Source organism: Streptomyces sp. NPDC013317 (assembly GCF_055563155.1).
On sequence record NZ_JBVHDX010000008.1, the window covers coordinates 160,893 to 185,737 of the forward strand.

Annotated in this window: 25 protein-coding genes; 10 read left to right on the top strand and 15 right to left on the bottom strand. The window is 71.5% G+C overall.

Going from position 1 to position 24,845, the window contains the following annotated elements; translation table 11 throughout:
• Window positions 1–38: 38 nt before the first annotated feature.
• From ACZ3IJ_RS21725 to ACZ3IJ_RS21755, 7 genes are all read right to left on the bottom strand, one after another.
• Window positions 39–1,220, bottom strand: coding sequence for a hypothetical protein (locus ACZ3IJ_RS21725; protein ID WP_467470527.1), 1,182 nt, complete (start codon window positions 1,218–1,220; stop codon window positions 39–41).
• Entirely contained in the window at window positions 1,217–1,948 is a 732-nt protein-coding gene (locus ACZ3IJ_RS21730) for a SigE family RNA polymerase sigma factor (RefSeq protein ID WP_467470529.1), read from the bottom strand. The genes ACZ3IJ_RS21725 and ACZ3IJ_RS21730 overlap by 4 nt, the downstream gene beginning before the upstream one ends.
• 280 nt (window positions 1,949–2,228) lie before the next feature.
• The gene (locus ACZ3IJ_RS21735; RefSeq protein ID WP_467470531.1) at window positions 2,229–3,299 is read right to left on the bottom strand and encodes an aspartate-semialdehyde dehydrogenase; all 1,071 of its coding nucleotides are present in this window, start codon (window positions 3,297–3,299) and stop codon (window positions 2,229–2,231) included.
• On the bottom strand, window positions 3,296–4,567 hold the full coding sequence (locus ACZ3IJ_RS21740) for an aspartate kinase (RefSeq protein ID WP_352190376.1): 1,272 nt from the start codon (window positions 4,565–4,567) through the stop codon (window positions 3,296–3,298). The genes ACZ3IJ_RS21735 and ACZ3IJ_RS21740 overlap by 4 nt, the downstream gene beginning before the upstream one ends.
• A 232-nt stretch (window positions 4,568–4,799) precedes the next feature.
• Window positions 4,800–5,462 (bottom strand): DUF5063 domain-containing protein, encoded by a 663-nt coding sequence (locus ACZ3IJ_RS21745; protein ID WP_467470534.1) that lies wholly within the window; start codon window positions 5,460–5,462, stop codon window positions 4,800–4,802.
• Window positions 5,463–5,503: 41 nt separating this feature from the next.
• Entirely contained in the window at window positions 5,504–6,103 is a 600-nt protein-coding gene (recR, locus tag ACZ3IJ_RS21750; RefSeq protein ID WP_352190380.1) for a recombination mediator RecR, read from the bottom strand.
• Window positions 6,104–6,176: 73 nt separating this feature from the next.
• Window positions 6,177–6,512, bottom strand: a complete 336-nt coding sequence (locus ACZ3IJ_RS21755) for a YbaB/EbfC family nucleoid-associated protein (RefSeq protein ID WP_352190427.1) — start codon at window positions 6,510–6,512, stop codon at window positions 6,177–6,179.
• A gap of 302 nt (window positions 6,513–6,814) precedes the next feature.
• Between ACZ3IJ_RS21755 and ACZ3IJ_RS21760 the strand changes: the two genes are divergently transcribed.
• Window positions 6,815–7,552: an SLATT domain-containing protein gene (locus ACZ3IJ_RS21760; RefSeq protein WP_467470820.1), complete on the top strand. Its 738-nt coding sequence runs from the start codon at window positions 6,815–6,817 to the stop codon at window positions 7,550–7,552.
• Window positions 7,553–7,697: 145 nt separating this feature from the next.
• Here the strand turns inward: ACZ3IJ_RS21760 and ACZ3IJ_RS21765 are convergent, their stop codons facing one another.
• From ACZ3IJ_RS21765 to ACZ3IJ_RS21775, 3 genes are all read right to left on the bottom strand, one after another.
• Window positions 7,698–8,348, bottom strand: coding sequence for a hypothetical protein (locus tag ACZ3IJ_RS21765; RefSeq protein ID WP_391801577.1), 651 nt, complete (start codon window positions 8,346–8,348; stop codon window positions 7,698–7,700).
• 114 nt (window positions 8,349–8,462) lie between these two features.
• A complete protein-coding gene (locus tag ACZ3IJ_RS21770; RefSeq protein ID WP_467470537.1) occupies window positions 8,463–9,158 on the bottom strand; it encodes a GntR family transcriptional regulator in 696 nt (231 codons plus the stop codon).
• A gap of 113 nt (window positions 9,159–9,271) precedes the next feature.
• Window positions 9,272–10,633: an aminotransferase class III-fold pyridoxal phosphate-dependent enzyme gene (locus ACZ3IJ_RS21775; protein WP_467470539.1), complete on the bottom strand. Its 1,362-nt coding sequence runs from the start codon at window positions 10,631–10,633 to the stop codon at window positions 9,272–9,274.
• Between the two features lie 203 nt (window positions 10,634–10,836).
• Here ACZ3IJ_RS21775 and ACZ3IJ_RS21780 point away from each other — a divergent pair, with 203 nt between their 5' ends.
• Window positions 10,837–11,463, top strand: a complete 627-nt coding sequence (locus ACZ3IJ_RS21780; RefSeq protein ID WP_467470540.1) for a DJ-1/PfpI family protein — start codon at window positions 10,837–10,839, stop codon at window positions 11,461–11,463.
• Window positions 11,460–11,963 carry a MarR family winged helix-turn-helix transcriptional regulator gene (locus tag ACZ3IJ_RS21785; RefSeq protein ID WP_467470542.1) on the top strand — a complete coding sequence of 168 codons (504 nt, stop codon included), beginning with the start codon at window positions 11,460–11,462 and terminating at the stop codon, window positions 11,961–11,963. The genes ACZ3IJ_RS21780 and ACZ3IJ_RS21785 overlap by 4 nt, the downstream gene beginning before the upstream one ends.
• Window positions 11,964–12,089: 126 nt before the next feature.
• On the opposite strand, the gene ACZ3IJ_RS21790 is transcribed toward ACZ3IJ_RS21785, so the two are convergent.
• The 3 genes from ACZ3IJ_RS21790 to ACZ3IJ_RS21800 form a co-directional block, all read right to left on the bottom strand.
• Window positions 12,090–12,974 (bottom strand): glycoside hydrolase family 19 protein, encoded by an 885-nt coding sequence (locus tag ACZ3IJ_RS21790; protein WP_467470544.1) that lies wholly within the window; start codon window positions 12,972–12,974, stop codon window positions 12,090–12,092.
• A gap of 166 nt (window positions 12,975–13,140) precedes the next feature.
• Complete coding sequence (locus ACZ3IJ_RS21795; RefSeq protein ID WP_467470545.1) at window positions 13,141–13,575, bottom strand: MarR family winged helix-turn-helix transcriptional regulator; 435 nt, start codon at window positions 13,573–13,575, stop codon at window positions 13,141–13,143.
• 266 nt (window positions 13,576–13,841) lie between these two features.
• Window positions 13,842–14,783: an NADP-dependent oxidoreductase gene (locus tag ACZ3IJ_RS21800; protein WP_391801585.1), complete on the bottom strand. Its 942-nt coding sequence runs from the start codon at window positions 14,781–14,783 to the stop codon at window positions 13,842–13,844.
• 165 nt (window positions 14,784–14,948) lie between these two features.
• Between ACZ3IJ_RS21800 and ACZ3IJ_RS21805 the strand changes: the two genes are divergently transcribed.
• The gene (locus ACZ3IJ_RS21805; protein WP_467470546.1) at window positions 14,949–16,472 is read left to right on the top strand and encodes a substrate-binding domain-containing protein; all 1,524 of its coding nucleotides are present in this window, start codon (window positions 14,949–14,951) and stop codon (window positions 16,470–16,472) included.
• Window positions 16,473–16,510: 38 nt separating this feature from the next.
• A complete protein-coding gene (locus tag ACZ3IJ_RS21810; protein ID WP_467470548.1) occupies window positions 16,511–18,391 on the top strand; it encodes a serine/threonine-protein kinase in 1,881 nt (626 codons plus the stop codon).
• Window positions 18,392–18,485: 94 nt separating this feature from the next.
• On the opposite strand, the gene ACZ3IJ_RS21815 is transcribed toward ACZ3IJ_RS21810, so the two are convergent.
• Complete coding sequence (locus ACZ3IJ_RS21815) at window positions 18,486–19,769, bottom strand: adenylosuccinate synthase (RefSeq protein WP_391801588.1); 1,284 nt, start codon at window positions 19,767–19,769, stop codon at window positions 18,486–18,488.
• 142 nt (window positions 19,770–19,911) lie between these two features.
• Between ACZ3IJ_RS21815 and ACZ3IJ_RS21820 the strand changes: the two genes are divergently transcribed.
• The 3 genes from ACZ3IJ_RS21820 to ACZ3IJ_RS21830 all read left to right on the top strand — a co-directional run bounded on the left by ACZ3IJ_RS21820 (window position 19,912) and on the right by ACZ3IJ_RS21830 (window position 21,645).
• The gene (locus ACZ3IJ_RS21820) at window positions 19,912–20,721 is read left to right on the top strand and encodes a diacylglycerol kinase (protein ID WP_467470550.1); all 810 of its coding nucleotides are present in this window, start codon (window positions 19,912–19,914) and stop codon (window positions 20,719–20,721) included.
• 136 nt (window positions 20,722–20,857) lie between these two features.
• Entirely contained in the window at window positions 20,858–21,355 is a 498-nt protein-coding gene (locus ACZ3IJ_RS21825; protein WP_467470822.1) for a DUF2975 domain-containing protein, read from the top strand.
• Complete coding sequence (locus ACZ3IJ_RS21830) at window positions 21,355–21,645, top strand: helix-turn-helix domain-containing protein (protein ID WP_467470552.1); 291 nt, start codon at window positions 21,355–21,357, stop codon at window positions 21,643–21,645. Before ACZ3IJ_RS21825 ends, ACZ3IJ_RS21830 begins: the two co-directional genes overlap by 1 nt.
• An 84-nt stretch (window positions 21,646–21,729) precedes the next feature.
• On the opposite strand, the gene ACZ3IJ_RS21835 is transcribed toward ACZ3IJ_RS21830, so the two are convergent.
• Window positions 21,730–22,257, bottom strand: coding sequence for a GbsR/MarR family transcriptional regulator (locus ACZ3IJ_RS21835; protein ID WP_467470555.1), 528 nt, complete (start codon window positions 22,255–22,257; stop codon window positions 21,730–21,732).
• Window positions 22,258–22,319: 62 nt separating this feature from the next.
• On the opposite strand from ACZ3IJ_RS21835, the gene ACZ3IJ_RS21840 reads away from it, so the two are divergent.
• The gene (locus ACZ3IJ_RS21840; protein WP_467470557.1) at window positions 22,320–23,231 is read left to right on the top strand and encodes an ABC transporter ATP-binding protein; all 912 of its coding nucleotides are present in this window, start codon (window positions 22,320–22,322) and stop codon (window positions 23,229–23,231) included.
• The gene (locus ACZ3IJ_RS21845) at window positions 23,228–24,811 is read left to right on the top strand and encodes an ABC transporter permease (protein WP_467470559.1); all 1,584 of its coding nucleotides are present in this window, start codon (window positions 23,228–23,230) and stop codon (window positions 24,809–24,811) included. The genes ACZ3IJ_RS21840 and ACZ3IJ_RS21845 overlap by 4 nt, the downstream gene beginning before the upstream one ends.
• The last annotated feature ends 34 nt before the right edge of the window (window positions 24,812–24,845 follow it).

A 24,845-nucleotide genomic window follows, 5' to 3' on the forward strand; every position in this document is an offset into this window, starting at 1 on the left:
CCACGGGCAGGCAGGCCGCCCGAGCCCCCGAAGGGGCGCTACGACGCGTCCAGCACGCCCGTGCGGTAGATGGTGCCCGCGCACGCGTTGGGGATCGTGGTGGCCGCCTGGGGGCTGCCGGGCTCGGCGGTGTGGCTGATCGCGACGCTGCCGTCGGCGGGCGTCCCGTCCACGCGGAACTGCGGGGCCGCGCCGTCGACGGAGTCACCGTTGCCGGTCGAGCCCGAGGATCCCGACGTCTGGCCTTCGCCGTCCTTCGTCGGACTCGGGGTCGGGTCCACGGTCGGGCTCGGCTCGGGGTCCGGGGTCGGCTCGGGGTCCGGGGGCGTACCGGTGGCCGGGCACGTCTCCGCGGGGACCCAGGCGAACTTCACCTCGTACGCGCCGTCCGGCTTCAGGAGCAGCGTGGACGACGTCTGCGAGGGGTCGGGCAGTCCGCTCGCCGCGTCCCCGGCGGTGTGCGCCACGACCGAGATCCGGGCCGGGTCCGCCGCCCCGAGGGCCTGGAAGCCGACGCTGCCGTCGCCGCTGACCACGCACTCCTTGCCGGAGACGTTGGACACGCGGAACGTGCCGTAGACCTTCCCCTCGGCGTCCGGGCCGCCCGCCTGCGCCGAGCTGACGGCCAGCTGCGTCGCGTCGCACACGGGCGAGGACCCGGAGGGGGACTTCGAGCCGCTGCCGGCGCTCTCGTTCGCGCCGTCCTCGGAGGTCCCGCCCTCGGCGCCCTGGCTCGGCGGGGTGGTGCCGGTCGGCGTGCCGCCGCCGTTCCCGCCGGTCTCGACGCCGGTCTCGGAGCCCGTGCCGCCCTGCGCCTGCTCGCCGTGACCGGCGTTGACGGCCTGGTCGGCGGTGATGCCACCGGAGCCGGCGACGTGCACGAAGGCGGGCACCGCGGTGCCGAGCAGCACGGCGGCCGCGGCGAAGCCGACGACGGCCTGACGCTTGCGGGTACGCCGTGCGGGTACGGCGCGGCGCAGGTGGTCGAGAGCCCCGTCGGTGGGCTCCAGGTCCGCCACCGCGCCGTGGAGCAGGCGCCTCAGCGCCAGTTCGTCGCCGCCGAAGAGGTCGTCGTGGCCGTCGGCCCGCTCGTTGTCCGGCCCGTCGTTCACAATCCCGTGTCCCATGTCGTCGCGGTCGCCGTCGGGCAGCCCACTCGTACCGCCGCTGTTCGCCTCGCCGGAACCCGTACCGCCGGGCCTCGTGTCGTCGGTGCTCATGCCGTCGCCTCCATAGCGACGCGCAGCGCCGCGATGCCACGCGAGCCGTACGCCTTCACCGAACCCAGGGATATGCCGAGCGTCTCGGCCACCTGGGCCTCCGTCATGTCCGCGAAGTACCGCAGGACCAGCACCTCGCGCTGACGCCGCTGCAGCCCGCGCATCGCCTTGATGAGCGCGTCCCGCTCCAGCTGGTCGTACGCGCCCTCCTCCGCGCTGGCCATGTCCGGCATCGGCTTCGACAGCAGCTTGAGGCCGAGGATGCGGCGGCGCAGCGCGGAGCGCGAGAGGTTGACGACGGTCTGGCGCAGGTAGGCCAGCGTCTTCTCCGGGTCCCGCACCCGTTTGCGCGCGGAGTGGACGCGGATGAACGCCTCCTGGACCACGTCCTCGCAGGAGGCGGTGTCGTCGAGGAGCAGCGCGGCGAGACCGAGCAGCGAGCGGTAGTGCGCCCGGTAGGTCTCGGTCAGATGGTCTACGGAGGTGCCCGCGGACACAGCGCCTTCAGTGCTCTCGCGGGGCGAGGGGATGCCGTACACGCCGGTCGTCCGGGTCTCTGCGGGCACGGGGGCGATCACCGGCATCCCGCCGGCCGGACGCGGGCGCCTGAGCGGGCGCACCACGGAGCCCGCGGTGCCGCGTGCGGGAACGGTGAGCGTCCCTCGCGCGGGGACCACTGTCGTGCCGCGGAGCGGGACGACGGCTGCGATGTCGAGTACCTCTGCCACGCCTGTTGGACACGCTTCCCCCCGTCAGGGTTGTACGAGTACGCCACCGTTTTTGACGGTGCACCAAAAACCCTCATGCGTACCCGCTCTTCCCCAATGCCCCGTTTTCACAGCGCGTTTTCCGACACACCACATGGGTGCGCCAAGAGACGCATCCCACCCAACTACCGGTTGCGGTAAGGGGTGAAAAGCATCGTCGGACATGCCGTCACCCCAGTTCAAGGGGCATCTGACGCCGATTTGCTCACAGGTCGTCCACAGATCCTACAAAGTCGAACGATCAGCCGTGGTCGATTTCCGGACGCTCGGGGCGAATGATCGACTCCGCGATCTGCACCGCGTTCAGCGCGGCGCCCTTGCGGAGGTTGTCGCCGCAGACGAAGAACTCGAGGGTCCGCTCGTCGTCCATCGACCTGCGCACGCGCCCCACCCAGACGGGGTCCGTGCCCACGACGTCGGCGGGCGTGGGGAAGTCGCCCGAGGCCGGATCGTCGAAGAGCACCACACCGGGCGAGGTGGCCAGGATCTCGTGCGCCCGCCCGACGCTCACCGGCCGCTCGAAACGCGCGTGTACGGAGACCGAGTGCGCGGTCACCACCGGGACGCGCACACAGGTGGCCGCGACATGCAGCCCGGGGAGGTCGAGGACCTTGCGGGTCTCCTCGCGCAGCCGCACCTCCTCGGAGGACCAGCCGTCCTCCCGCAGCTCCCCCGACCAGGGCAGCACGTTGAGCGCGACCGGCCCGGGAAAGGGTCCGGTGTCGTCGCCGACGGCCCGCCGTACGTCACCGGGGTGCGTGCCCAGCTCGGTCCCGGCCACCATCGACAGCTGCTCGCGCAGGGCGGCGACACCCGCCTGCCCGCCTCCGCTCGCGGCCTGCTGGGCGGTGACCACCAGTTCGACGACCCCGAACTCGGCGTGCAGCGCGCCCACGGCCACGATCAGCGCCAGCGTGGAGCAGCCGGGGCTCGCGACGATGCCCCGGGGCCGTACCCGTACGGCGTGCGGATTGATCTCGGGGACGACCAGCGGCACGTCCGGGTCGGCCCGGAAGGCCGCGGAGGTGTCCACGACCACCGCGCCCTTGGCCGCGGCGATGGGCGCCCAGCGCGCCGCGATGTCCTCGGGCACCAGGAAGAGGGCGAGGTCGACCCCCTCGAGTACCTCCTCGCTCAGGGCGAGGACCTCGGTCTCCTCACCGCGCACGGCCAGCTTGCGGCCGGCCGAACGCGGCGAGGCGACGAGTCGGATCTCGCCCCAGACGTCCGCGTGCTGCGTGAGCATCTGGAGCATGACCGCACCGACGGCTCCGGTCGCACCGACGACCGCGAGCGTCGGCTTGGGGGTCATCGCCCGGTGCCTCCGTAGACGACCGCCTCGTCGGAGTCGCTGTCGAGACCGAAGGCGCTGTGCACGGCGCGCACGGCCTCGTTGACGTCGTCGGCGCGGGTGACGACCGAGATGCGGATCTCGGAGGTGGAGATCAGCTCGATGTTCACGCCCGCGTCGGAGAGCGCCCGGAAGAAGTCGGCGGTGACGCCGGGGTTCGTCTTCATACCGGCGCCGACCAGGGAGATCTTGCCGATCTGGTCGTCGTAGCGCAGCGAGTCGAAGCCGATCGCGCCCTTCGCCTTCTCCAGGGCGTCGATGGCCCTGCGGCCCTCGGCCTTGGGAAGCGTGAAGGAGATGTCCGTCAGGCCCGTGGAGGCCGCGGACACGTTCTGCACGATCATGTCGATGTTGATCTCGGCGTCCGCGACGGCCCGGAAGATGGCCGCGGCCTCGCCCGGCTTGTCCGGCACGCCGACGACGGTGATCTTCGCCTCGGAGGTGTCGTGGGCGACGCCCGAGATGATGGCCTGCTCCACCTTGCGGTCCCCTTGCGGCTCGTTGCTGACCCAGGTGCCCTGCAGCCCCGAGAAGGACGAGCGGACGTGGATCGGGATGTTGTAACGGCGTGCGTACTCAACGCACCGGTGCAGCAGCACCTTGGAGCCGGAGGCGGCGAGCTCCAGCATGTCCTCGAAGGAGATCCAGTCGATCTTCTTCGCCTTCTTCACCACACGCGGGTCGGCGGTGAAGACGCCGTCGACGTCGGTGTAGATCTCACAGACCTCGGCGTCGAGCGCGGCGGCGAGGGCGACGGCGGTCGTGTCCGAGCCGCCCCGGCCGAGCGTGGTGATGTCCTTCTTGTCCTGGGACACACCCTGGAAGCCGGCGACGATGGCGATGTTGCCCTCGTCGAGGGCGGTGCGGATCCGGCCCGGCGTGACATCGATGATGCGCGCTTTGTTGTGGACCGAGTCGGTGATGACACCGGCCTGGCTGCCCGTGAACGACTGGGCCTCGTGGCCCAGGTTTTTGATCGCCATGGCCAGCAGGGCCATGGAGATCCGCTCTCCGGCGGTCAGCAGCATGTCGAACTCACGCCCAGCAGGGATCGGGGATACCTGCTCGGCGAGATCGATCAACTCGTCCGTCGTGTCGCCCATCGCGGAAACCACGACGACCACCTGGTGGCCGTTCTTCTTGGCGTCCACGATCCGCTTGGCGACCCGCTTGATGCCCTCGGCATCGGCAACGGAGGAGCCTCCGTACTTCTGCACGACAAGGCCCACGTGCGCTCCTCGGTCAGTCTCTGCCGCAGTCATTACTGCGGTCGGCTCAGTTTAACGAGCGGCCCGGAATCGCCGACGTGATATCGCATCCTGAGATGTCCCGCTCAGTCAGTGATCACGCCCTGGGCCTACCGGACCGCCCGGTGGGTCTGCCTGCCCGGGAGAACCGGGGGTACGCGGGGACGGGCCGAGATGTGCGCGGGCTCACATCCCGCCGCACGGTGTGTGGTCGCTACTTCTTCAGCGCGCCCAGACCCAGCGGGCCGGCGATCTCCTCCGCCATGACGCGCCCCGCCTCCTCGGCGAGGTCGTCCTCGGTCAGGTCCTCGTCCGTGTCGAGGCCGTCCAGGGCCGCGAGGGGCTGGTCGAGCCGGACATGGGCGACGAGGGACTGCAGCGCACGCAGGGTCGCCGAGGCGGTCGGCCCCCAGTTGGAGAAGTACGAGAACTGCCACCACCACAGGGCCTCGCTGGTGCGCCCCGCACGGTAGTGGGCCAGTCCGTGCCGCAGGTCGGTGACGATGTCGGCGAGGTTGTCGGAGATCCGGGCCGGCACGGGCGCCTTGCGCGGCTCGTACGGGTCGAAGACCTCGGAGAAGACGTCCACCGGGTCGAGCATCGTCGCGAACCGCTCGCGCAGGTCGTCCACGTCCGGCTCCGGACCCGTGTCGGGTTCGTACCGCTCGTCCGGGAGGATGTCCTCGTGCGCGCCCAGACGGCCGCCGGCGAGCAGCAGCTGGGAGATCTCCAGGAGCAGGAAGGGCACCGCGCTGTCGGGCTCGTCGCCCTTGGCCACTTCCGTGGTCGCCACGATGAAGGACTCGATCGAGTCGGCGATCTGGACCGCGAAGTCGTCCGGGTCCTGCGTGATCGCGTGCAGTGTGGCATCAGACATCGCGGGTGCCTCCTTCGGGCGCGGACGCGCAGACCCTGTCGTCATACATCTAGCAGTCGCCGCCCCTCGAAGGCACGCCCCAGCGTGACCTCGTCGGCGTACTCCAGATCGCCGCCGACCGGCAGGCCGCTCGCCAGACGCGTGACCTTGAGGCCCATGGGCTTGATCATCCGCGCCAGGTACGTCGCGGTGGCCTCGCCCTCGAGGTTCGGGTCGGTCGCCAGGATCAGCTCGGTGACCGTCCCGTCCGCGAGCCGAGCGAGCAGCTCACGGATGCGCAGGTCGTCCGGGCCGACGCCCTCGATCGGGCTGATCGCGCCGCCGAGGACGTGGTAGCGACCGCGGAACTCACGCGTCCGCTCGATCGCCACGACGTCCTTCGGCTCCTCGACCACGCAGATGACCGACAGGTCCCGCCGCGGATCGCGGCAGATGTTGCACTGCTCCTGCTGCGCCACGTTGCCGCAGACCGCGCAGAACCTGACCTTCTCCTTGACCTCCAGGAGGGCGTGCGCGAGACGGCGTACGTCGGTCGGCTCGGCCTGGAGGACGTGGAACGCGATCCGCTGGGCGCTCTTGGGACCGACGCCGGGCAGCCTGCCCAGTTCGTCGATGAGGTCCTGAACCACGCCTTCGTACAACGCGAGCGCCCTTCTCAGAAGTGCTTGTTTCTTACGGTAGTGGCTGCGGGGGCGCCTTAGAAGCCCGAGCGCCTCAGAAGCCCAGGCCCGGCATGCCGCCCAGGCCCTGCGTCAGCGGGCCCAGCTTGTCCTGCTGGAGCTGCTGGGCGTTGTCGTTGGCGGCCTTGACCGCGGCCACGACGAGGTCGGCCAGCGTCTCGGTGTCCTCCGGGTCGACCGCCTTGGGGTCGATCACCAGACCGCGCAGCTCACCGGAGCCGGTCACGGTCGCCGTCACCAGTCCGCCGCCCGCCTGGCCCTCGACCTCGGTCGCGGCGAGCTCCTCCTGAGCGCGCGCGAGATCCTGCTGCATCTTCTGGGCCTGCTGGAGGAGCTGCTGCATGTTGGGCTGGCCACCACCGGGAATCACGGTCACTCCTGGCATTTCGACGGTATACGGATGACAACCGGACGACTGATGTGACGACTGACGTTCGGTACGGCCGAGCCTACGTGGTCCATGCCCGGCCTGCCGCCACAACTCTTTCGAGTGAGAAACTGCGGGCTCCTCTACCTGATCAAGACCCTCTTGCGGGCGGAAATCCCGGGATTCCGGGCCCACAGCCCACCATTCGGCGGTAGGAAGGGCAGGCACCACGTGCACCGCACGTCACAGAAGGACACGAGCGCTGAGCTGAACAGAGGAGTGCCCCGGTGAGCCAGCAGCCGGAGATGCAGCCGCCGCAGCCGCAGCCCGGGAAACCGGGACGACCGGGAGAGCCCGGGCGGCCGGCCGCGCGCCGCGATCTGACCGGGACACCGTTCCCGCTCGGCGACTGGGGCGAGCCCGCGGAGCGTCTGGACGAGCTGTACCGCTGGGTCGAGTCCCAAGCGCTCGACACGGCGGAGTGGTACCTCTCCGACCGGGTCTGGAAGCGCCGCTGCGCCCGGGCGCTGCGCCTCGGTACGGCGCTCGGCGTGGTCGTCGGCGCCGCGCTGCCGCTGCTCGATCTGACGGGCGCGGCGGACGGAGCGGTGGGCTGGGGGTACCTGTCCCTGCTGCTCGGCGCCGCGTGCCTGGCGTGCGACCGGTACTTCGGGCTGACGTCGGGCTGGATGCGGGACGTGGCGACGGCACAGGCGGTGCAGCGCAGGCTGCAGGCCCTGCAGTTCGACTGGGCGTCGGAGAGCGTACGGGAGGTCCTCGGGCCCACCGAGGGGACCGCGAGCGAGGCGGCCGAGCGGTGCCTCGGGGTGCTGCGCAAGTTCTCGGAGGACGTGACGGAGCTCGTGCGGGCCGAGACGGCGGACTGGATGGTCGAGTTCCGCTCCGGCCCCACGCCGCTGGCCCTGCAGTCGGCGGGCACGGGCGGGACCCGGCCCGAGGGCGGGCACCCGTCGGCCCGCTTCCCCCTTCCGCCGGGCACCCGCCCCAACATGCCGAGGCAGCGGCCGCCGGAGCCGCGCTGACCTCCGTACGGGCAGAACCGTACGTACGGGCAGGACGAGCGGGCGGGGCAGGGCAGGGCAGGGCAGAGCAGGGCAGGGCGAACGGAAGGAAGGGTGTCCCCGGGGCGGGGGCACCCTTCCTTCGTCCGTACGAACTGGGCCGACGTCAGCTCAGGATGATCATCGAGCCCTGGCCGAGGCTCCGGGTCGCCGCCGCGTGCAGTCCGAGCCACACATGGCGCTCGCGTGCGAACGGACTGTCCTCGTACGCGATCGGCCCGGCCGGCTCCTCCAGCGAGGTCGGCCGTTCCGGCGGCAGCGGCGCGGCGGGCGGATTCGCCGGATCGATCCCGATCGCGGGGGCGACGAACTCCAGCTCCCGCAGCAGCCCGTGGGAGGACCCCAGCGGACCGCCGCCTTCCAGGAGTTCGTCGTTGGAGAGCGGAGCCGGGAAGTCCACGGGGACGTACGCGCCGGCGTGGTCGTAGTGCCAGACGAGATGGGACTGCTGCGCCGTGGCCTCGAACATCTCCAGGAGCTGCTCGTAGTCCCCGCCGAGCTCGTCGACCGGCTCGACGGGCAGGCCGCACAGGTGCAGCAGATAGGCGCGGCGCAGGAAGTGCAGGGCGTCGTAGTCGAACCCGGCGACGGGCGCGACATCGCCGGACAGCCCCGGCATGTAGGCGTACACGGGAACGGTGGGCAGACCGGACGAGGTCAGGGCCTTGTCGTAGGCGGCGATCTCTTCGGCGAAGGGATTGTCGGGGCTGTGGCACAGCACGTCGACAAGCGGGACCAGCCACAGGTCACAGGCCAAGGGAGGCTCGCTCTCCGTCAGTTGCAGGGACGGCCAGGGTAGTCGGCGCGGTCCGCACCGCACACCCGGTGGTGACCTGCCCGTCGGCACGCCGCGCGACACCCGCGCGGGGCGTCAGCGTGCCTGGCGCTCCACGCGGTCCGCCCACTCCAGCGACTGCTGGTTGTACACCCGCACGACCTCGACCGCCGCGTCCGCGTCGCCGAGGGTCAGCGCGTCGACGAGGTCCACGTGGCCGCTCCACAGCCAGCCGAGGAGGTCCCGGTCGGAACGCAGGTACGGCACGGAGAAGACCCAGGCCTGGACCCGCAGGCGGTGCAGGAAGTCGGCGATGTAGTCGTTGGCGGAGACCAGCCGGGCCAGTTCGCGCCAGTAGCGGATGTCGTATCCGATGAGGATGTCGAGGTCGCCCGCGCGGGCCGCGCGGACCGCAGCCTCGCCCCGGCGCCGAATGGAGACGAGCGCGACCCCGCGCGAGACGTCGGGCCCGGGCGGGTGCACGGCCGGGTCGTGTCGGCGGAAGATGCCGTCCACGACGAGCATGCGGGCCTCGACCATGCCGCGGTAGTCGTCGATCGTGAACTGGTGGACGCGGAAGCCGCGGTGCTGGTCGGAGTCGAGGAGCCCCTGCGCGGAGAGGTCGACGAGGGCTTCGCGCACCGGTGTGGCGGAGACGCCGTACTGCTCGGCGATCTGTTTGACGGTGAACTCCTCACCCGGCTGCAAACGCCCGGCGAGCACTTCGTCACGGAGCGCGTCCGCGATCTGCCGCCGCAGGGTGTTGCGGGTGACAGCTCCGCTCGCGGGCATGGTTAGGCCCCCTCCGTCCGGCTCTGGGACACCCTAGACCAGACGGAGGGTCCGGCTCTGTGACGCTTCTGACGCCGACGGCGCGCGGGTGGTCCGCGCGCCCGGCCCGCTTTCTAGACGGTGTGCTCGTCGGCCACCGAGAGCGCCGCGTCGAGGGCGCTGAGGCCCTCCTTGGCCTCCGCCTCGGAGACGTTGCAGGCGGGGACGGCGTGGGTGCGGTTCATGTTGATGAAGGGCCACAGGCCGTGCTTCTTGGCCGCCGCGCCGAAGGCCGCCATGGGGGCGTTGGCCTCGCCCGCCGCGTTGTACGGGACGAGCGGCTCGCGCGTCTCCTTGTTCTTGACGAGGTCGAGCGCCCAGAACGTACCCATGCCGCGGACCTCGCCGACGGAGGGGTGGCGCTCGGCGAGCTCGCGCAGGCCCGGCCCGAGGACGGTCTCGCCGATGCGGGCGGAGTGCTCGACGACCTTCTCGTCCTCCATCACCTGGATGGTGGCGACGGCGGCGGCGCAGGCGAGCGGGTGACCGGAGTAGGTCAGTCCGCCCGGGTAGGGCCGCTTGTCGAAGGTCGCGGCGATCTTCGCGCTGATCGCGACACCGCCGAGGGGCACGTAACCGGAGTTCACGCCCTTGGCGAAGGTCATCAGGTCGGGCACGACGTCGAAGTGCTCGGCGGCGAACCACTTGCCGGTCCGGCCGAAGCCCGCCATGACCTCGTCGAGGACGAAGACGATGCCGTACTTGTCGCAGATCTCGCGGACGCCGGCGAGGTAGCCGGGCGGCGGGGTCATGATGCCGGCGGTGCCGGGGACGGTCTCCAGGATGATCGCGGCGATGGTGGCCGGACCCTCGAAGGCGATGGTGTCCTCGAGGTGGGCGAGGGCGCGCTCGCACTCCTGCTCCTCGGTCGTCGCGTAGAACGGCGAGCGGTAGAGGAACGGGGCCCAGAAGCGCACGACGCCCGCGGAGCCCGTGTCGGAGGCCCAGCGGCGCGGGTCGCCGGTCAGGTTGATCGCGGTGGAGGTGGCGCCGTGGTACGAGCGGAAAGCGGAGAGCACCTTGTGACGGCCGGTGTGCAGCCGGGCCATCCGTACGGCGTTCTCGACGGCCTCGGCGCCGCCGTTGGTGAAGAAGATCTTGTCCAGGTCGCCGGGGGTGCGCTCGGCGATGAGGCGTGCGGCCTCGGAGCGTACGTCGATGGCGAAGGCGGGCGCGAAGGTGGTGAGCTTCGCGGCCTGCTCCTGGATGGCGGCGACCACACGGGGGTGCTGGTAGCCGATGTTGGTGTAGACGAGGCCGCTGGTGAAGTCGAGGTAGCGGTTGCCGTCGTAGTCCCAGAAGTACGAACCCTCGGCGCCGGCGACGGCGAGCGGGTCGATCAGGCCCTGGGCGGACCAGGAGTGGAACACGTGCGCACGGTCTGCGGCCTTCACGGCCGCGCCGGCCTGAGGGTCGGGTTCGACATGAGGGGTCATGGATCCAGAGTAAGGACGCGCAGGTCGGAGCGGCCATGACCATCTTGTCCACCGAGACCGACACGGACCAGACACGTTGCCGTCCCCGGTCCGTAAGCCCTGCGGCGGCCCCCGCGGCTTCCCCTCGGCCATTGACAGCATCCTGTCGAACTGACAGTCTGCTGTCATAAAGACCGGCACCGACATCACGCTGGAGGCCCGAAATGCCCCGCACCGTCCACCTCGCCGTCTACGACACCCTCGCCGACTGGGAGACCGGACACGCCACCGCCTGGCTCGCCCGCTCCGGCTTCACCGTCACGACCGTCGGCCCCGTCGCCGAGAAGCCCGTCACCACCATCGGCGGGACGCGGATCCTCCCCGACCTCTCCCTCGCGGACCTCCGGCCCGAGGACAGCGCGCTCCTGGTGCTCCCGGGCGCGGACCTCTGGGACACGGGCGACGACCTCGCCCCCTTCGCCGCCGCGGCCCGCCGCCTCCTCGACGCCGGCGTGCCCGTCGCCGCCATCTGCGGCGCCACCGCGGGGCTCGCCCGCGAAGGCCTCCTCGACGACCGCGCCCACACGAGCGCCGTCTCGTACTACCTGGCGGCCACCGGCTACCGGGGCGGCGACCACTACGTCGACGCCGACGCGGTCACGGACAAGGGTGTCGACGGCTCCGGCGACCTCATCACCGCCGGGCCGACCGAGCCGGTCGCCTTCGCCCGCGAGGTGCTCGGCACGATGGGCGCCTTCGACGGCACCAGGCTGGACGCCTGGTACCGCCTCTTCCACGACTCGGACGCGGCGGCGTACGAGCTGCTCAACGCGGAGGACGAGCCGTCGTGAGCCGGGAGCAGCAGGACGCCCTCACCCGCACCGCGCTGGGCGTCTTCCGGCTCAACGGCCAGTTCCTCGCGGTCTCGGAGGAGCTGGCCCGCCCGGTGGGCCTCACCGCCGCCTGGTGGCAGGTCCTCGGAGCCGCGCTCCGCACCCCGCAACCCGTATCGGCCATCGCCCGCACCATGGGCATCACCCGTCAGAGCGTCCAGCGGATCGCGGACCTCCTGGTCGAGCGGGGCCTCGCGGTGTACGAGCCCAACCCGGCCCACCGGCGCGCGAAGCTCCTCGCGCCGACCCCCGAGGGCCTCGCGGCCGTCGAGCGGCTCGACCCCGGCCACGCCGACCTCGCGGCCCGGCTCGCGGACGCCCTCGGCGGCCAGGCGGAGTTCGACGAGACGGTACGGGTCCTGGAGCGGCTCTCCCGCGCGCTGGGGGAGGTCGGCGGGACCGACCCGGCTCCCCCGGTCGGCACATGGCCCCCTGTGCGTACTCCATCGCCCGAGTGAAGACGGGGTCCGTCGGCCGGCGGGCCGTCTCCTCCTCGTCGACGTATGTCGACGGCGGGCCCACAGTCGTCCGTGAGCCCGCCGTCGGGGTCGTGCCGTCGTTCGGGGAGCCGGGAGAACCGGCGACTAGCAGTACAGGTTCGCGCCCGTCGGCACGCCCAGGATCTGCGCGAACTGCTGGTACTTCGTCACCCGGCTCTGGACCTGCGCCGGGTTCTTGCCGTCGCACTCCAGCGAACCGTTGATCGAACGGATCGTCTGGCCGAAGCCGGCGCCGTTGACCATGGCGTTGTGGCCGGTCATCGTGCCGGGGCCGTTCTGGGTGTTCCAGTACCAGAGGCCGGTCTTCCACGCGACGGCCGACTCGCGCTCGACGCGCCAGGGGTCGGCCAGGAGGTTGATGCCGAGGGCGTCACCGGCGGCCTTGTAGTTGAAGTTCCAGGAGAGCTGGATCGGACCGCGGCCGTAGTACGCGGCCTGGCCGGCGGGGCAGCCGTAGGACTGGCCCCAGTCGCAGTAGTGCGGGTAGTTGGCGGTGTTCTGCTCCACGATGTGGACCAGACCGCCGGTCTCGTGGTGGACGTTGGCGAGGAAGGCGGCGGCCTCCTGCCGCTTCACCGTGTCACCGCCGGTGTTGGCGAAGGCGGGGTAGGCGCCGAGGGCCGCCGTGAGACCGCTGTACGTGTAGAACGAGTTCCGGCTCGGGAACATCTGGTTGAACTGGGCCTCGGAGACGACGAATCCGGAGGTGGGCGGCGGGGTGGTGCCGCCGCCGCAGGCACCCTCGTCGCGCCAGACGTCCGAGGTGCCGGGGCGCTCGTTCTGGGTCCACCACTTGGCGTACCAGTTGTGGCCGTTGTACGAGGAGGTCATCCCTCCCGTGTAGACGCTGGAGGAGTTCCAGGCGCCCACGCAGGCGGGTGCGGCACCGGCGGTGGTGGCAGGGAGGAAGACGGCCAGTCCGACGGCCGTACAGAGTGCGGAGACGAGAATCAGCAGACGTCGCAACATGCGCTCGCCCTTCGGTGGGGGAGAGCCCAGAGAAGCGTTCTTGGTCTGGACCTGTCAAGGTCTAGACCAACACTTGGGACGATGACCGCACTTGAGGCGATGGCCGGCCCTCCACGCTCGCGCCGCCCCCGCGCGGGGCGGCGCGATCCACGGGCGCGGGGACCGCTCAGCTTCGCAGCATGCGCTCCAACAGGCTGGTCAGAAGCTCCCGTTCGAGCACTGTCAGGCCGTCCATCAGCTCGTCCTGCGCCTCGGTCAGCACCTCGTCGAGGCGCTCAAGATGCCGACGGCCGCCCTCGGTCATGGTGATGACGTTGCGTCGGCGGTCGTCGGGATCGGGAGTCCGCTCGACATGGCCGCGCTCGGAGAGTTCGTTGATGACGGCGACGAGGTCGCTGCGGTAGATCCCGGTGCGCCGGCTCAGTCCGGCCTGGCTGGTCGCACCCCCGTCGTCGAGCGCGGCGAGGACCGCGTAGTGCCACTTGCGAGCGTCCTGCTCGGCGAAGCTCGCGGCGACCAGGCGGTCCGCCCGCGCGGCGGCCATGTTCAGGAGACGGCTGGGGAGGCCACGGAGGCGGGCGGGAGTCTGCCGCTCATCCATCTCGGCACCTTCAGCGCCATGGGGGCTCCCGGTGCTCCTTGCGCTCCCGGTGCTCCCGGCGCTCTTCGCAGCCCTGGCGGTTTCGGCGCCCGCGTCGTCCGTCGTCATGCGCGCAGATTACCCCTTGCGTTAGGGCGCCGAACGATATAGCTTCGTTAGTGACATAAACGTTAGCGGTACGAACGCAGCCGGGGCGGTCGCTGGTGCACGCGGACCGCCACGGCTGAGGTGAGGCTGGGGGGAAGGGTGAAAGTGAAAGACGCCGATCAGATCATCAGGATGATGCGGCCGGGCCGGTGGCCCGCCTCCGCCCTGCGGTGGGCTTCCGCCACTTCCTCCAGAGGCATGACGTCGGCCACCCGGGTGATCAGCTCCCGCGCCGCCACCTTCTCCAGGGTCTCCTTCAGGCGGGCGGCGTCGGGCCGGCCGCGCACCGTCTCGACCCGGATGTTCCGCTCGGCGGCGGGAGTCCGGTCGGCGGCGAGGGCGATGAAGGCGCCCCCGTCCTTGACGGCGGCGAGAGCCGGGGCCGAGTGGAACGCACCGTCGAAGCAGGCATCGACCCGCTCCGGGACGGCGGCGACCACCCTCGCGACCACGTCCTCCGGTGTGCCCCGCTCGACGCTGTGCTCCGCGCCGAGGAGTTTCAGCTCCCGCTCGTCGCCCTCGTGGGCGACGGCCACCACCCGGACGCCGGCCGCCGCGGCGTACTGGACGGCGAGACGGCCCACCACCCCGCTCGCGCCGGTCACGAGCAGCGTCGCTCCCGCCGGGAGCGCGAGGCGGTCGAGACCCTGCTGCGCGGTGGCGGAGGCCAGCGGGACGGAGGCGGCCACCGTGTAGTCCACCTCGTCCGGGATCGGGGCAAGCCACTCCGGGGCGGCCCGCAGGACCTCGGCGTAGGTCCCCTCGCCCGTCAGCTCCTCGAACCAGGGCACGAAGCCGGCCACGCGGGTTCCCTCGGGCATGCCGGGCACCGGGTCCATCAGCTTGCCCGCGAAGTCCGTACCGAGCACGAAAGGAGGCTTGAGATCGCCGACATGACCGGGGTACCGGCCGGCGCGGATCCGCAGGTCCGCCTGGTTCACACCGGCCGCCTTCAGACGCACGCGGACACGTCCCGGGACGTCCCCGGCCTCGGGCTCGGGCCGGCGGGCCATCCTCAGGACCTCAGGGCCGCCGTAGGCGGTCACTTCGACGACACGCATGGGGTTCCTCTCCGACGGGCCCCCTCGTGGCCATTACACCCACGGTCCACACCACCGGCAACAGATACGCGGCCAACCCGTAGCGACCTGAACGAAGGGAGAACAGCTGGTGGCGGGAGACGACCTCCCCCACAGAACCGCACAAGCGTCCGTACCGTCTCGCTCGTGGACTGGGTTACCGCAGAGAACGTCATCGCCGTGGTCACCGCGCTCCTCGGTGTCGTCGTCTCGGCCGGTGTCGTCGCCTACGAGCGCTTCCTCCAGCGGGGCAGGCGGCTGGGCTACCGCGTGCAGCTCAACACACCCCTGCACATGGCGGACGAGAGCGTGGGCGACCTGACGCTGCGGGACGGCGACCTCGGCGACGCCAACGGTTCCACCCTGGTCCTCCTCCGGATCGAGAACGACGGCCTGCGCGAGATCAACCACGGGGACTACACGCAGTCCAGCGAACGCGAGGGCCTGAAGATCACCTTCGGGAACAGAACGGTCCAGGCGGTCGTCGCCACGATCCCGCGAGCGTTCGAGCCGGTACGCAACGACATGGCGACCGGGCGCGGGCTGCGCAAGGACGGCGACTCCGTCGTGATGCCCAAGGTGTCGCTGGAGCGCGGGCAGTACTTCAAACTGCTCGTCCTGCTCTCCGGCAGTGTCTCCGAGCGCGCGATCCGGATCACCGGCACGCGGGATGTGGTGGACATCCACCGCAACGAGAGCATGAGCGTCGACGACAAGGCACCGACCTTCAGCCCCGCCGCCCGGAACATCACGCTCGTCCTCGCCGCCTGCGTGGTCACCCTCGCCACGATCATCGTCCGCGGCGACGACCCGCCGCCCATCGGCTGCGCCCGGGGCACCCTGACGGTCACCGGCTCCACCGCGTTCGCCCCGGCGGTGCGCGAGCTGGCGCGGAAGTACGAGAAGGACTGCGAGGGGTCCACCGTCGTGGTCGACGCCCACGGCTCGACGGCGGGGATCCGGGAGCTGGCGGCGGCGGGCGCCGGCGCCGGGAAGGGCTCCCCGGCCGTCGTCGCGCTCTCCGACGGCCGCAAGCCCGGCGGATACCCGCAGTTGCGCGAGAGCATGGTCGCCGTCTCCCTCTTCACCCTCGTCGTCCACGACGGGATACCGGTCGCCGACCTCACCCTCGACCAGGTCCGCAGCCTCTACCAGGGCCGGATCACCAACTGGAGCGAGATACCGGGCGGCCCGGACGTGCCGGTGCGCCTGGTCAGCCGGGATGCCAACTCCGGTACGCGGGAGGTCTTCCAGCGCCGCGTCCTCGGCCGGAACGAGCCGGGGAACTCCTCCCGCGACTGCCAGAACCAGGACGACCCGGAGTCCCCGGTCGTGCGCTGCGAACTCGACAGCACGGACCAGGTGCTGTCGACGGTCGCCAGGCTTCCGGGCGCCGTCGGCTACACCGAACTCCGCGCCGCGAGCGGGCTGAAGGGCCTGCACCGGGTCGCCATCGACGGCCGTGCGGCGCACGTGGACGAGATAGGCGAGTCGACCTACCCGTACCGCGAGATCGAGTACGCCTACACCTGGGGCGAGCCCCCGGCCGACTCGCTGACCTCCAGCTTTCTCACCTATCTGAGCCGGGGCAGCGGCCAGGACGTGATCCGTACCCACGGCCATCTGCCCTGCGCCACACCCAAGGGTCTGCGGATCTGCGGCGAAGGATGACGCCACACCTCCGAGGCCGTCTGGCATCCTCTTCCCACGTGGAGCCATTGAACGCGGAAGACCCGGTCAGCATCGGCCCGTTCCGTCTGCTCGGACGGCTGGGCGCCGGCGGAATGGGCCGGGTGTTCCTGGCCCGTTCGGCGGGCGGCCGGACGGTCGCGGTGAAGGTCGTGCACGCGGAGCTGGCCGCCCGGGACGAGTTCCGGCGCCGGTTCGCCCGCGAGGTCGCCGCGCTGGAACAGGTCGGCGGCACCGGCACGGCCCCGGTCCTCGGTTCGGACACCGCCGCCGACTCCCCCTGGGTGGCGGTCGGTTACGTCCCGGGACCGTCGCTGCGGGCCGTGGTGGGCGAGGAGTTCGGACCGCTGCCGACCGCGACGGTACGTACGCTCGCCTCCGGGCTCGCCCGGGCGCTCACCCATGTGCACACCGCGGGGCTCGTCCACCGCGATCTGAAGCCGTCCAACGTGCTGCTCACCGTCGACGGTCCGCGGATCATCGACTTCGGGATCGCCCGCGCCGTGGAGACGGTCACCGACGGCGGGCTGACCAGCACCGGGGCCGTGGTCGGCTCACCCGGCTTCATGTCACCCGAGCAGGTGCGCGGCGAGAAGCTGACCGCGGCCTCGGACATCTTCTGCCTGGGCTCGGTCCTCGTCTACGCGGCGACGGGCCAGGCTCCGTTCGGTACGGCGGACAGCGGTGTCCACGCCACGATGTTCCGCATCGCCCACGACGAACCCGACCTGGGGGACCTGCCGGCCGAACTGGCCGGTCTGGTCCGGGCCTGCCTCGCCAAGGACCCGGCCGCCCGCCCCACGGCCGCCGAGCTGGTGGAGACGATCACGGTCGCCGACCCGTGGCTCCCGGCGGAGGTGCTGGCCCGCCTCGGCCGTCACGCCGCGCGGGTCCTGGAGGCGGAGGCGACCACCTCGGCCGGCGCCGCGGACGGCACAGCGGAGGGCACCGCCGGGCCCGGCCGCCCCGGCGACCCCACTCCCCCGCCCGCCCCGAAGGCGCGCGGGCGGCGGCGCGGCGGCCTGATCGCCGCGGCGACGGCCCTCGTCCTCGCCGCGGCGGCCACGCTCACGTACGTCTTCTGGCCGGACCCGGGCACGGGCGGCGACGGGCAGAAGAACCGCGCCGCCGGACAGACGGGCGAGGTGTCCGCACGCCCGTCGGGAATCGTGGCGGCCGCGTTCCTCGGCGCCTGGGAGGGTGTCCGGAGCGGCTCGGCCGACCACCCCCGCGAGACCGCCCGGATCGAGATCGGCCAGGGAGCCGAGGGCTCCAAGGTCGCCGTCTACGTCCAGGTGAACGAGGAGCGGCTGTGCATGGGCCGTTCGCGGCTCGTCTCCGCCGACGAGGACAAGGTGGTCCTGGGCGAGTCCGACGTCACGACGAGCGTCCCCGCCCAGCGCTGCACCCCCGCCGCGCACCAGACGCTCACCCTGCGCTCCCCCGACGTCCTGGAGTGGTCGTCCGGGGCCGCGAAGGCCACGTTCCGCAAGGCGGGGACCGGCACCAGCGTCGTTCCGGAGCGGCTCCTCGGCCGGTGGAGGATGGAGAACGACCCGCTGATCTTCGGCGAGAACCGCGACCGTTACAGCGACGAGGTGACGATCACGCAGGGCCCCGTGGGCGCCGCCGTCTTCCGCCGGGTGCACGTCTACCCGCGCACCGACGACGAGGGCAACGAGACGTCCGAGTCGCTCGTCTGCACCTTCACGGCGATCCTCGCCGGCACCGGGACGCCGCTGGTCGTCGGCCCGGCGACATCGGTCCCCGAGGCCTCCGACCGCGGCTGCGAGCGGGCCGACATCTCCGGCTACCTGTCGGTCGACCGCTTCAAGGGACGGGAGCGCCTGCTGGTCTTCCCGATGATGGACGGCGAGCCGGGCGAGTACTACCGCGTCTGACCCGCCCCGGCCTCCGGAGACGGCTGTGCCCCGGTGCCGAGTCCGGCACCGGGGCACACCCGCAACACCTGAGCGCCTGAGCGCGCCTGGGCTCCTAGAGGAACGAGTTGATCTCGATCGTCTCGGTCCGGCCCGGGCCCACGCCGATCGCCGAGATCGGCGCGCCCGACATCTCCTCCAGCGCCTTCACGTACGCCTGCGCGTTCTTCGGCAGGTCGGCGAAGGTCTGGGCCTTGGTGATGTCCTCGGACCAGCCCGGCAGCATCTCGTAGATCGGCTTCGCGTGGTGGAAGTCGGTCTGCGAGTACGGCAGCTCCTCGACGCGCTTGCCGTCGATCTCGTACGCGACGCAGACCGGGATCTGCTCCCAGCCCGTCAGCACGTCGAGCTTGGTGAGGAAGAAGTCCGTCAGGCCGTTGACCCGGGTCGCGTACCGCGCGATGACCGCGTCGAACCAGCCGCAGCGACGGTCACGGCCGGTGGTGACACCCCGCTCGCCGCCGATGCGGCGCAGCGCCTCGCCGTCCGCGTCGAAGAGCTCCGTCGGGAACGGGCCGGCGCCGACGCGGGTCGTGTAGGCCTTGAGGATGCCGATGACCCGGCTGATCTTCGTCGGACCCACGCCCGCACCGGTGCAGGCGCCGCCCGCGGTCGGGTTCGAGGAGGTGACGAAGGGGTACGTGCCGTGGTCGACGTCCAGGAGCGTGCCCTGGCCGCCCTCGAAGAGCACGACCTTGTCCTCGTCCAGCGCGTTGTTGAGGATCAGGGTGGTGTCCGCGACGAACGGCTTGATCTGCTCCGCGTACTGGAGCATCTCCTCGACGATCTGCGCGGCGTCGATGGAGCGGCGGTTGTAGAGCTTGGCGAGGAGCTGGTTCTTGCCCTCGAGCGCCGCCTCGACCTTCTGGGTGAGGATCGACTCGTCGTACAGGTCCTGGACCCGGATGCCCACGCGGTTGATCTTGTCGGCGTAGGTCGGGCCGATGCCGCGTCCCGTCGTGCCGATCTTGCGCTTACCGAGGAACCGTTCCGTCACCTTGTCGAGGGTGACGTTGTACGGGGTGATCAGATGCGCGTTGCCGCTGATCAGGAGCTTCGACGTGTCGACGCCTCGCTCGTTCAGCCCGCTCAGCTCGGAGAGCAGGACCGCCGGGTCGACGACGACTCCGTTCCCGATCACCGGGGTGCACCCCGGGGAGAGGATTCCGGAAGGGAGAAGATGCAGCGCGTACTTCTGGTCGCCGACGACGACCGTGTGGCCGGCGTTGTTGCCGCCCTGGTAGCGCACTACATAGTCAACGGATCCACCGAGGAGGTCGGTGGCCTTTCCCTTGCCCTCGTCACCCCACTGAGCACCGAGCAGCACAAGTGCGGGCACAGGCGTACACCCCTTCCGGGTGGGGCATGTCCAAGGTCAGGGGCCGAGGCCGCCTCACCGGTGTGCCCCGGAATAGACGAAGCCCCTGGCGCAATAGCGCAAGGGGCTCTTGCACAAAGATGCTACCCGAGGAAGGACCGAGGTGTCGGCTCACGACCAGCTGCTGGTGGTCATCGACCCGGTCGCCCGCCGAAGTGACGGCGAGTCCGTACGGATCGCGAAAGATGTGTTGTGTGCGGGAGCGGAGACGAAGATCTGCCTTCCGGACAGCCCGGAGGAATTCTCCCGGGCCCTTGCCCGCCGGGGCTCCCGGCGTCCCGTCGTGGTCGGCGACGACCGTGCGCTGCTACGGACGGTGACTCTCCTGCACCGTGAGCGTGAGCTCGCGGACGGGGCGCTGTCACTGGTTCCGGTCGGCGCGCCCGACACCCTGGAAGTGGCGTACGCGCTCGGCGTGCCGCGGAGCACGGTGGCGGCCGCCCGGGCGGTGCTCGACGGGGCGGCGCACCGGCTCGACCTGCTCGTCGACGACAGCGACGGGGTCGTCCTGGGCGACCTGCGCATCCCGGCGGGGCGGCGTCCGCTCGTACCCGCGCCGGCCGCGCCGACCGTCTGGGACACCTGCCGGTCCCTGGTCCGCACGCTGGTCCACCCCGCCCCGGCGCAGGCCGCGGTCCGGGTCCACCGGCTGCGAGTGGAGGCGGACGGCGTCCTGCTCAGCGATGTGAGCGCGCCGGTGGAGGGGGTGAGCGTGCGGTCGTCCCTCACGGGTCTTGCCGCGATCACGATCCAGCCCCCGTCGGCGCCGCCCATCCAGACCGACGCCCGCACCCTGACGGTCTCGGGTCCCGACTTCCGCTACCGCGCGGACACGGTGGTGTCGGGCCCGGTCCGGAGGCGGACCTGGACGGTGCGGGAAGGGGCGTGGGGGCTGACCCTGCCCAAGGCCTGAGAGGTCCCAGAGGGCTGACACCGGAGGGCCGGGGGCCCCAGGCTCACGGCGACATGAGGCGCGAGGTTCCTTCTCCACTTGCCAGACCTATCGTTTATCAATAGATTCCCATCGTGACTCGATCGAAGGAGCGATGATGGGACAACTCGCGGTACTGGCCCTGCGCGCCGTGCTGGTGACGCTGCTCGCCGGCTCGGTGTTCGTGCTGACGGTGATCGTGCCGGCGATGCTCCTCGACACCGAGGACCCCAGCGGCGAACTCTCGCACCTGCGCGTGCCGATCATCGTGATCTTCGCCCTGGGCGTCGTGTGCGCCCAGACCGTCCTGGTCTGCGTCTGGCGGCTGCTCACGATGATGCGCCGCGGGACGGTGTTCTCCCACGCCGCCTTCCGGTACGTGGACATCATCACCGGCGCCTTCGTGGCCGCCGCGCTGCTGGTCTTCGCCCTGGGCACCATCCTGGCGCCCGGCGAGGCCGTCGCCCCGGGCGTGGTTCTGCTGCTCGGCGGGGTCGGCCTCGGGATCCTGGGCGTCGGGCTGATCGTCCTCGTCCTGCGCATGCTCCTCGCCCAGGCCGTCGCTCGCGACGTCGAGGCGACGGCGCTGCGGGCCGAGCTGGACGAGGTGATCTGATGCCGATCACCGTCGACATCGACGTGATGATGGCCAGGCGGAAGATGTCCGTCGGCGAGCTGGCGGAACGCGTCGGAATCACCCCGGCCAACCTGGCGGTCCTCAAGAACGGCCGTGCCAAGGCAGTGCGCTTCACGACGCTGGAGGCGCTCTGCGAGGTACTGGAGTGCCAGCCGGGGGACCTGCTGCGATGGGCACCGGGAGACACCGAACCGGACCACGGACCCGACACCGACGCGGCCGTCGAACCCGCCGACGCCGCCGAACCCGCCGCCGAGGCCCAGGCCTGAGCTCGGGGTCCGGCCGCCTGGGCTCAGGAGCTCAGGCCTGTGCGCGGGGCCCGGGCCTGAGCCCCGCCCCCGCGCCGCCCCCTCCTACGCCTTCGGTTCCTCCGCCGCCATGGCCGCCTTGTGGTCGCGCCAGCGGTCCAGCATGGCCAGCATCTCCTTCTGGAGGAACTCGAAGAAGGCCGCCGTCTCCGCCGTCCGGCGCCCCGCCTCCGTGTCCGCGCCGAGGATCTCGGAGCCGTCGCGGAGCACCTTCTCCCACCGCGTCAGGATCGCGTCGCGGCGGGTGAGCGACTCGTACCAGACTTCGTTGTGCAGGACGTAGCGGTCGCGGCGCGAGCCCGGGTCGCGTTCGCGGCTGACCATGCCGACCTGGCTGAGATAACGGATCGCCCCGGAGACGGCGGCCGGGCTGATCCGCAGCTGTTCCCCGAGTTCGGCGGAGGTCATGGACGCGCTCTCCGAGGCGAGCAGCGCCGCGAAGACGCGCGCCGCCATCCGCTGCATCCCGGCCTCGGTCAGCTCGGCGGCGAAGCGCTCGACGAAGCGCGACACCGCCTCGTCGCCGCCCGCCGCAGTGCCGTCCGCACTGCCGGTGGTCGTCATCTCGCTCATCCCCCAACTTTACACGGTTCCTTAACTTCACAAATTTGTGAAACTAGCGTACGTTCTGAATCATGACGAAGGCAATCACCGCGGTCGGGCTGCACAAGTCGTTCGGCCGCACACACGCGCTGGACGGCCTGGACCTCGCGGTCGAGGCCGGCGAGGTCCACGGTTTCCTCGGCCCCAACGGCGCCGGGAAGTCCACGACCATCCGGGTCCTCCTCGGACTGCTGCGCGCCGACTCCGGCGCCGCCCAGCTGCTCGGCCGGGACCCCTGGCACGACGCCGTCGAGCTGCACCGCCGCATCGCCTACGTCCCCGGTGACGTGACGCTCTGGCGCAACCTCTCGGGCGGCGAGGTCATCGACCTGTACGGGCGGCTGCGCGGAGGGCTCGACAAGGCCCGGCGGACCGAGCTGGTCGAGCGGTTCGAACTCGACCCGACGAAGAAGGGGCGGACGTACAGCAAGGGCAACCGCCAGAAGGTCGCCCTCGTCGCCGCCTTCGCCTCCGACGTCGACCTGCTCATCCTCGACGAGCCCACCAGCGGCCTCGACCCCCTGATGGAGGAGGTCTTCCAGCGCTGTGTGGCGGAGGAGCGCGAGCGAGGGCGGACGATCCTGCTCTCCTCGCACATCCTCAGCGAGGTCGAGACCCTCTGCGACCGGGTCAGCATCATCCGCAAGGGACAGACGGTCGAGAGCGGCTCGCTGGCCGAGCTGCGCCACCTCACCCGTACCAGCGTCACCGCCGAACTCGCGAGCGCCCCCAACGGCCTGGCTCACCTCCCCGGCGTCCACGACCTCGCCGTGCAGGGCCGCCGGGTGCGGCTCCAGGTCGACACCGACAAGCTCGACGCCGTACTGCGCTCGCTCACCGAGTCGGGGGTGCGCTCGCTCACGAGCACGCCGCCCACCCTGGAGGAGCTGTTCCTGCGCCACTACGCCGACGACGCGCGTACGGACGGGGTGACCGCGCGATGAGCACGCTCGCCGTCCAACTCACCGGGACCGGGGCGCTCGCACGGCTCGCCCTGCGCCGCGACCGGCTGATGATGCCGATCTGGGTCGTCGTCACCGGCGGGCTCGTCGCCAGCGGGGTCGGCTCCCTGGAGGGTCTGTACGGGACCCGGGCGCAACGCGCCGAACTGGCCGCGTCGATGACCGCCAACAGCTCCATGCGCTCGCTGTACGGACCGGTGTTCGGCGACTCGCTCGGCGGGCTCGTGGCCTGGCGGTTCGGCACCTTCGCCGCCGTGCTCGCGGCCGTGATGAGCCTGATCGTCGTCGTACGGCACACCCGGGAGGAGGAGGAGACGGGGCGTCAGGAGCTGCTCTCCTCGGCCGTGGTGGGCCGGCGGGCCCCGCTGACCGCCGCGCTCCTCGCCGCGCTCGTCGCCAACGCGGGCGTCGCACTCCTGATCACCGCCGGACTCGCGGGACAGGGGGCGGGTGGTGCGCTCGCGCTCGGCCTCGCCGTCGGCGGTACGGGGATGCTCTTCGCCACGGCGGCGGCGATCGTCGCCCAGCTCACCGAGAGCGCGCGGCTCGCCAAGGGCCTGGCGTCGGCGGTGCTCGGCCTGGCCTTCGTCCTGCGGGCGGCGGGGGACGCGGGCGACGCCTCCGGTTCCTCGGCGCTGACGTGGCTCTCGCCGATCGGCTGGGCCGAGAACGTCCGCGCCTTCGCGGGTGAGCGATGGTGGGTCCTGCTCCTGATCGCGGTGGGCGTGCTCGTCCAGGCGGCGGTGGCGTACGAGCTGGCCGGCCGGCGTGACGTGGGCATGAGCTTCCTGCCGACCCGGCCGGGCCCGGCGGAGGGCCGGCTCGGCACGGCCGGGGCGCTGGCCTGGCGGCTGCAGCGCGGGACCGTGCTCGGCTGGTCGCTCGGCTTCCTGCTCGGCGGGCTCGTCTTCGGCGGAATGGTCGAGGGCGCGGCGGACATCGTGGGCGACAACGAGCAGGCGCGGGAGATCTTCGAGCGGATGGGCGGTCAGAGCGGTCTGACCGACGCGTTCCTCGCGACGATGGTCGGCATGTTCGGGATGATCGCGGCGCTGTACGCGGTCGGCTCGGTGCTGCGGCTGCACGGCGAGGAGACCTCGCAGCGGGCGGAGCCGGTCCTGGCGAACGCGGTCGGGCGGGTGCGCTGGGCGGCGGGTCATCTGGTGATCGCCTTCGGCGGCGCGGCACTGATCATGCTGCTGGCCGGGGTGGGCCTGTACGTCTCGTACGGCCGGGACCTCGGCCCGATCCTGGGCGCGTCGCTGGCCCAGCTCCCCGCGATCTGGACGCCGGCGGGTCTCGCGGTGCTGCTGTGGGGCGCGTTCCCCAGGGCGGCGGTGGCCGGCTGGGGGGTGGCGGGGCTCTGCCTGGCACTGGGCTGGATCGGCCCGGCGCTGGACCTGCCGCAGTCCGTCCTGAACCTGTCGCCCTTCGGCCACCTGCCGAAGCTGCCCGGGCAGGAGATGGCTTGGGCCCCGGTCTGGACGCTGACGGCCGTCGCGGCGGCGCTGGTGACGACAGGCCTCTGGCGGCTCCGGAAACGCGACCTCACGACGTCCTGACGCGGGGACCGGGCGGGGCCATGGCCCCGAATCG

Excerpts from the sequence above, each read along its gene's own strand:
- ACZ3IJ_RS21725 (WP_467470527.1), bottom strand. The coding sequence starts at position 1,220 with ATGAGCACCGACGACACGAGGCCCGGCGGTACGGGTTCCGGCGAGGCG.
- ACZ3IJ_RS21735 (WP_467470531.1), bottom strand. The coding sequence starts at position 3,299 with ATGACCCCCAAGCCGACGCTCGCGGTCGTCGGTGCGACCGGAGCCGTC.
- ACZ3IJ_RS21745 (WP_467470534.1), bottom strand. The coding sequence starts at position 5,462 with ATGTCTGATGCCACACTGCACGCGATCACGCAGGACCCGGACGACTTC.
- ACZ3IJ_RS21760 (WP_467470820.1), top strand. The coding sequence starts at position 6,815 with ATGCAGCCGCCGCAGCCGCAGCCCGGGAAACCGGGACGACCGGGAGAG.
- ACZ3IJ_RS21770 (WP_467470537.1), bottom strand. The coding sequence starts at position 9,158 with ATGCCCGCGAGCGGAGCTGTCACCCGCAACACCCTGCGGCGGCAGATC.
- ACZ3IJ_RS21775 (WP_467470539.1), bottom strand. The coding sequence starts at position 10,633 with ATGACCCCTCATGTCGAACCCGACCCTCAGGCCGGCGCGGCCGTGAAG.
- ACZ3IJ_RS21780 (WP_467470540.1), top strand. The coding sequence starts at position 10,837 with ATGCCCCGCACCGTCCACCTCGCCGTCTACGACACCCTCGCCGACTGG.
- ACZ3IJ_RS21790 (WP_467470544.1), bottom strand. The coding sequence starts at position 12,974 with ATGTTGCGACGTCTGCTGATTCTCGTCTCCGCACTCTGTACGGCCGTC.
- ACZ3IJ_RS21795 (WP_467470545.1), bottom strand. The coding sequence starts at position 13,575 with ATGGATGAGCGGCAGACTCCCGCCCGCCTCCGTGGCCTCCCCAGCCGT.
- ACZ3IJ_RS21800 (WP_391801585.1), bottom strand. The coding sequence starts at position 14,783 with ATGCGTGTCGTCGAAGTGACCGCCTACGGCGGCCCTGAGGTCCTGAGG.
- ACZ3IJ_RS21825 (WP_467470822.1), top strand. The coding sequence starts at position 20,858 with ATGGGACAACTCGCGGTACTGGCCCTGCGCGCCGTGCTGGTGACGCTG.
- ACZ3IJ_RS21830 (WP_467470552.1), top strand. The coding sequence starts at position 21,355 with ATGCCGATCACCGTCGACATCGACGTGATGATGGCCAGGCGGAAGATG.
- ACZ3IJ_RS21835 (WP_467470555.1), bottom strand. The coding sequence starts at position 22,257 with ATGAGCGAGATGACGACCACCGGCAGTGCGGACGGCACTGCGGCGGGC.
- ACZ3IJ_RS21840 (WP_467470557.1), top strand. The coding sequence starts at position 22,320 with ATGACGAAGGCAATCACCGCGGTCGGGCTGCACAAGTCGTTCGGCCGC.
- ACZ3IJ_RS21845 (WP_467470559.1), top strand. The coding sequence starts at position 23,228 with ATGAGCACGCTCGCCGTCCAACTCACCGGGACCGGGGCGCTCGCACGG.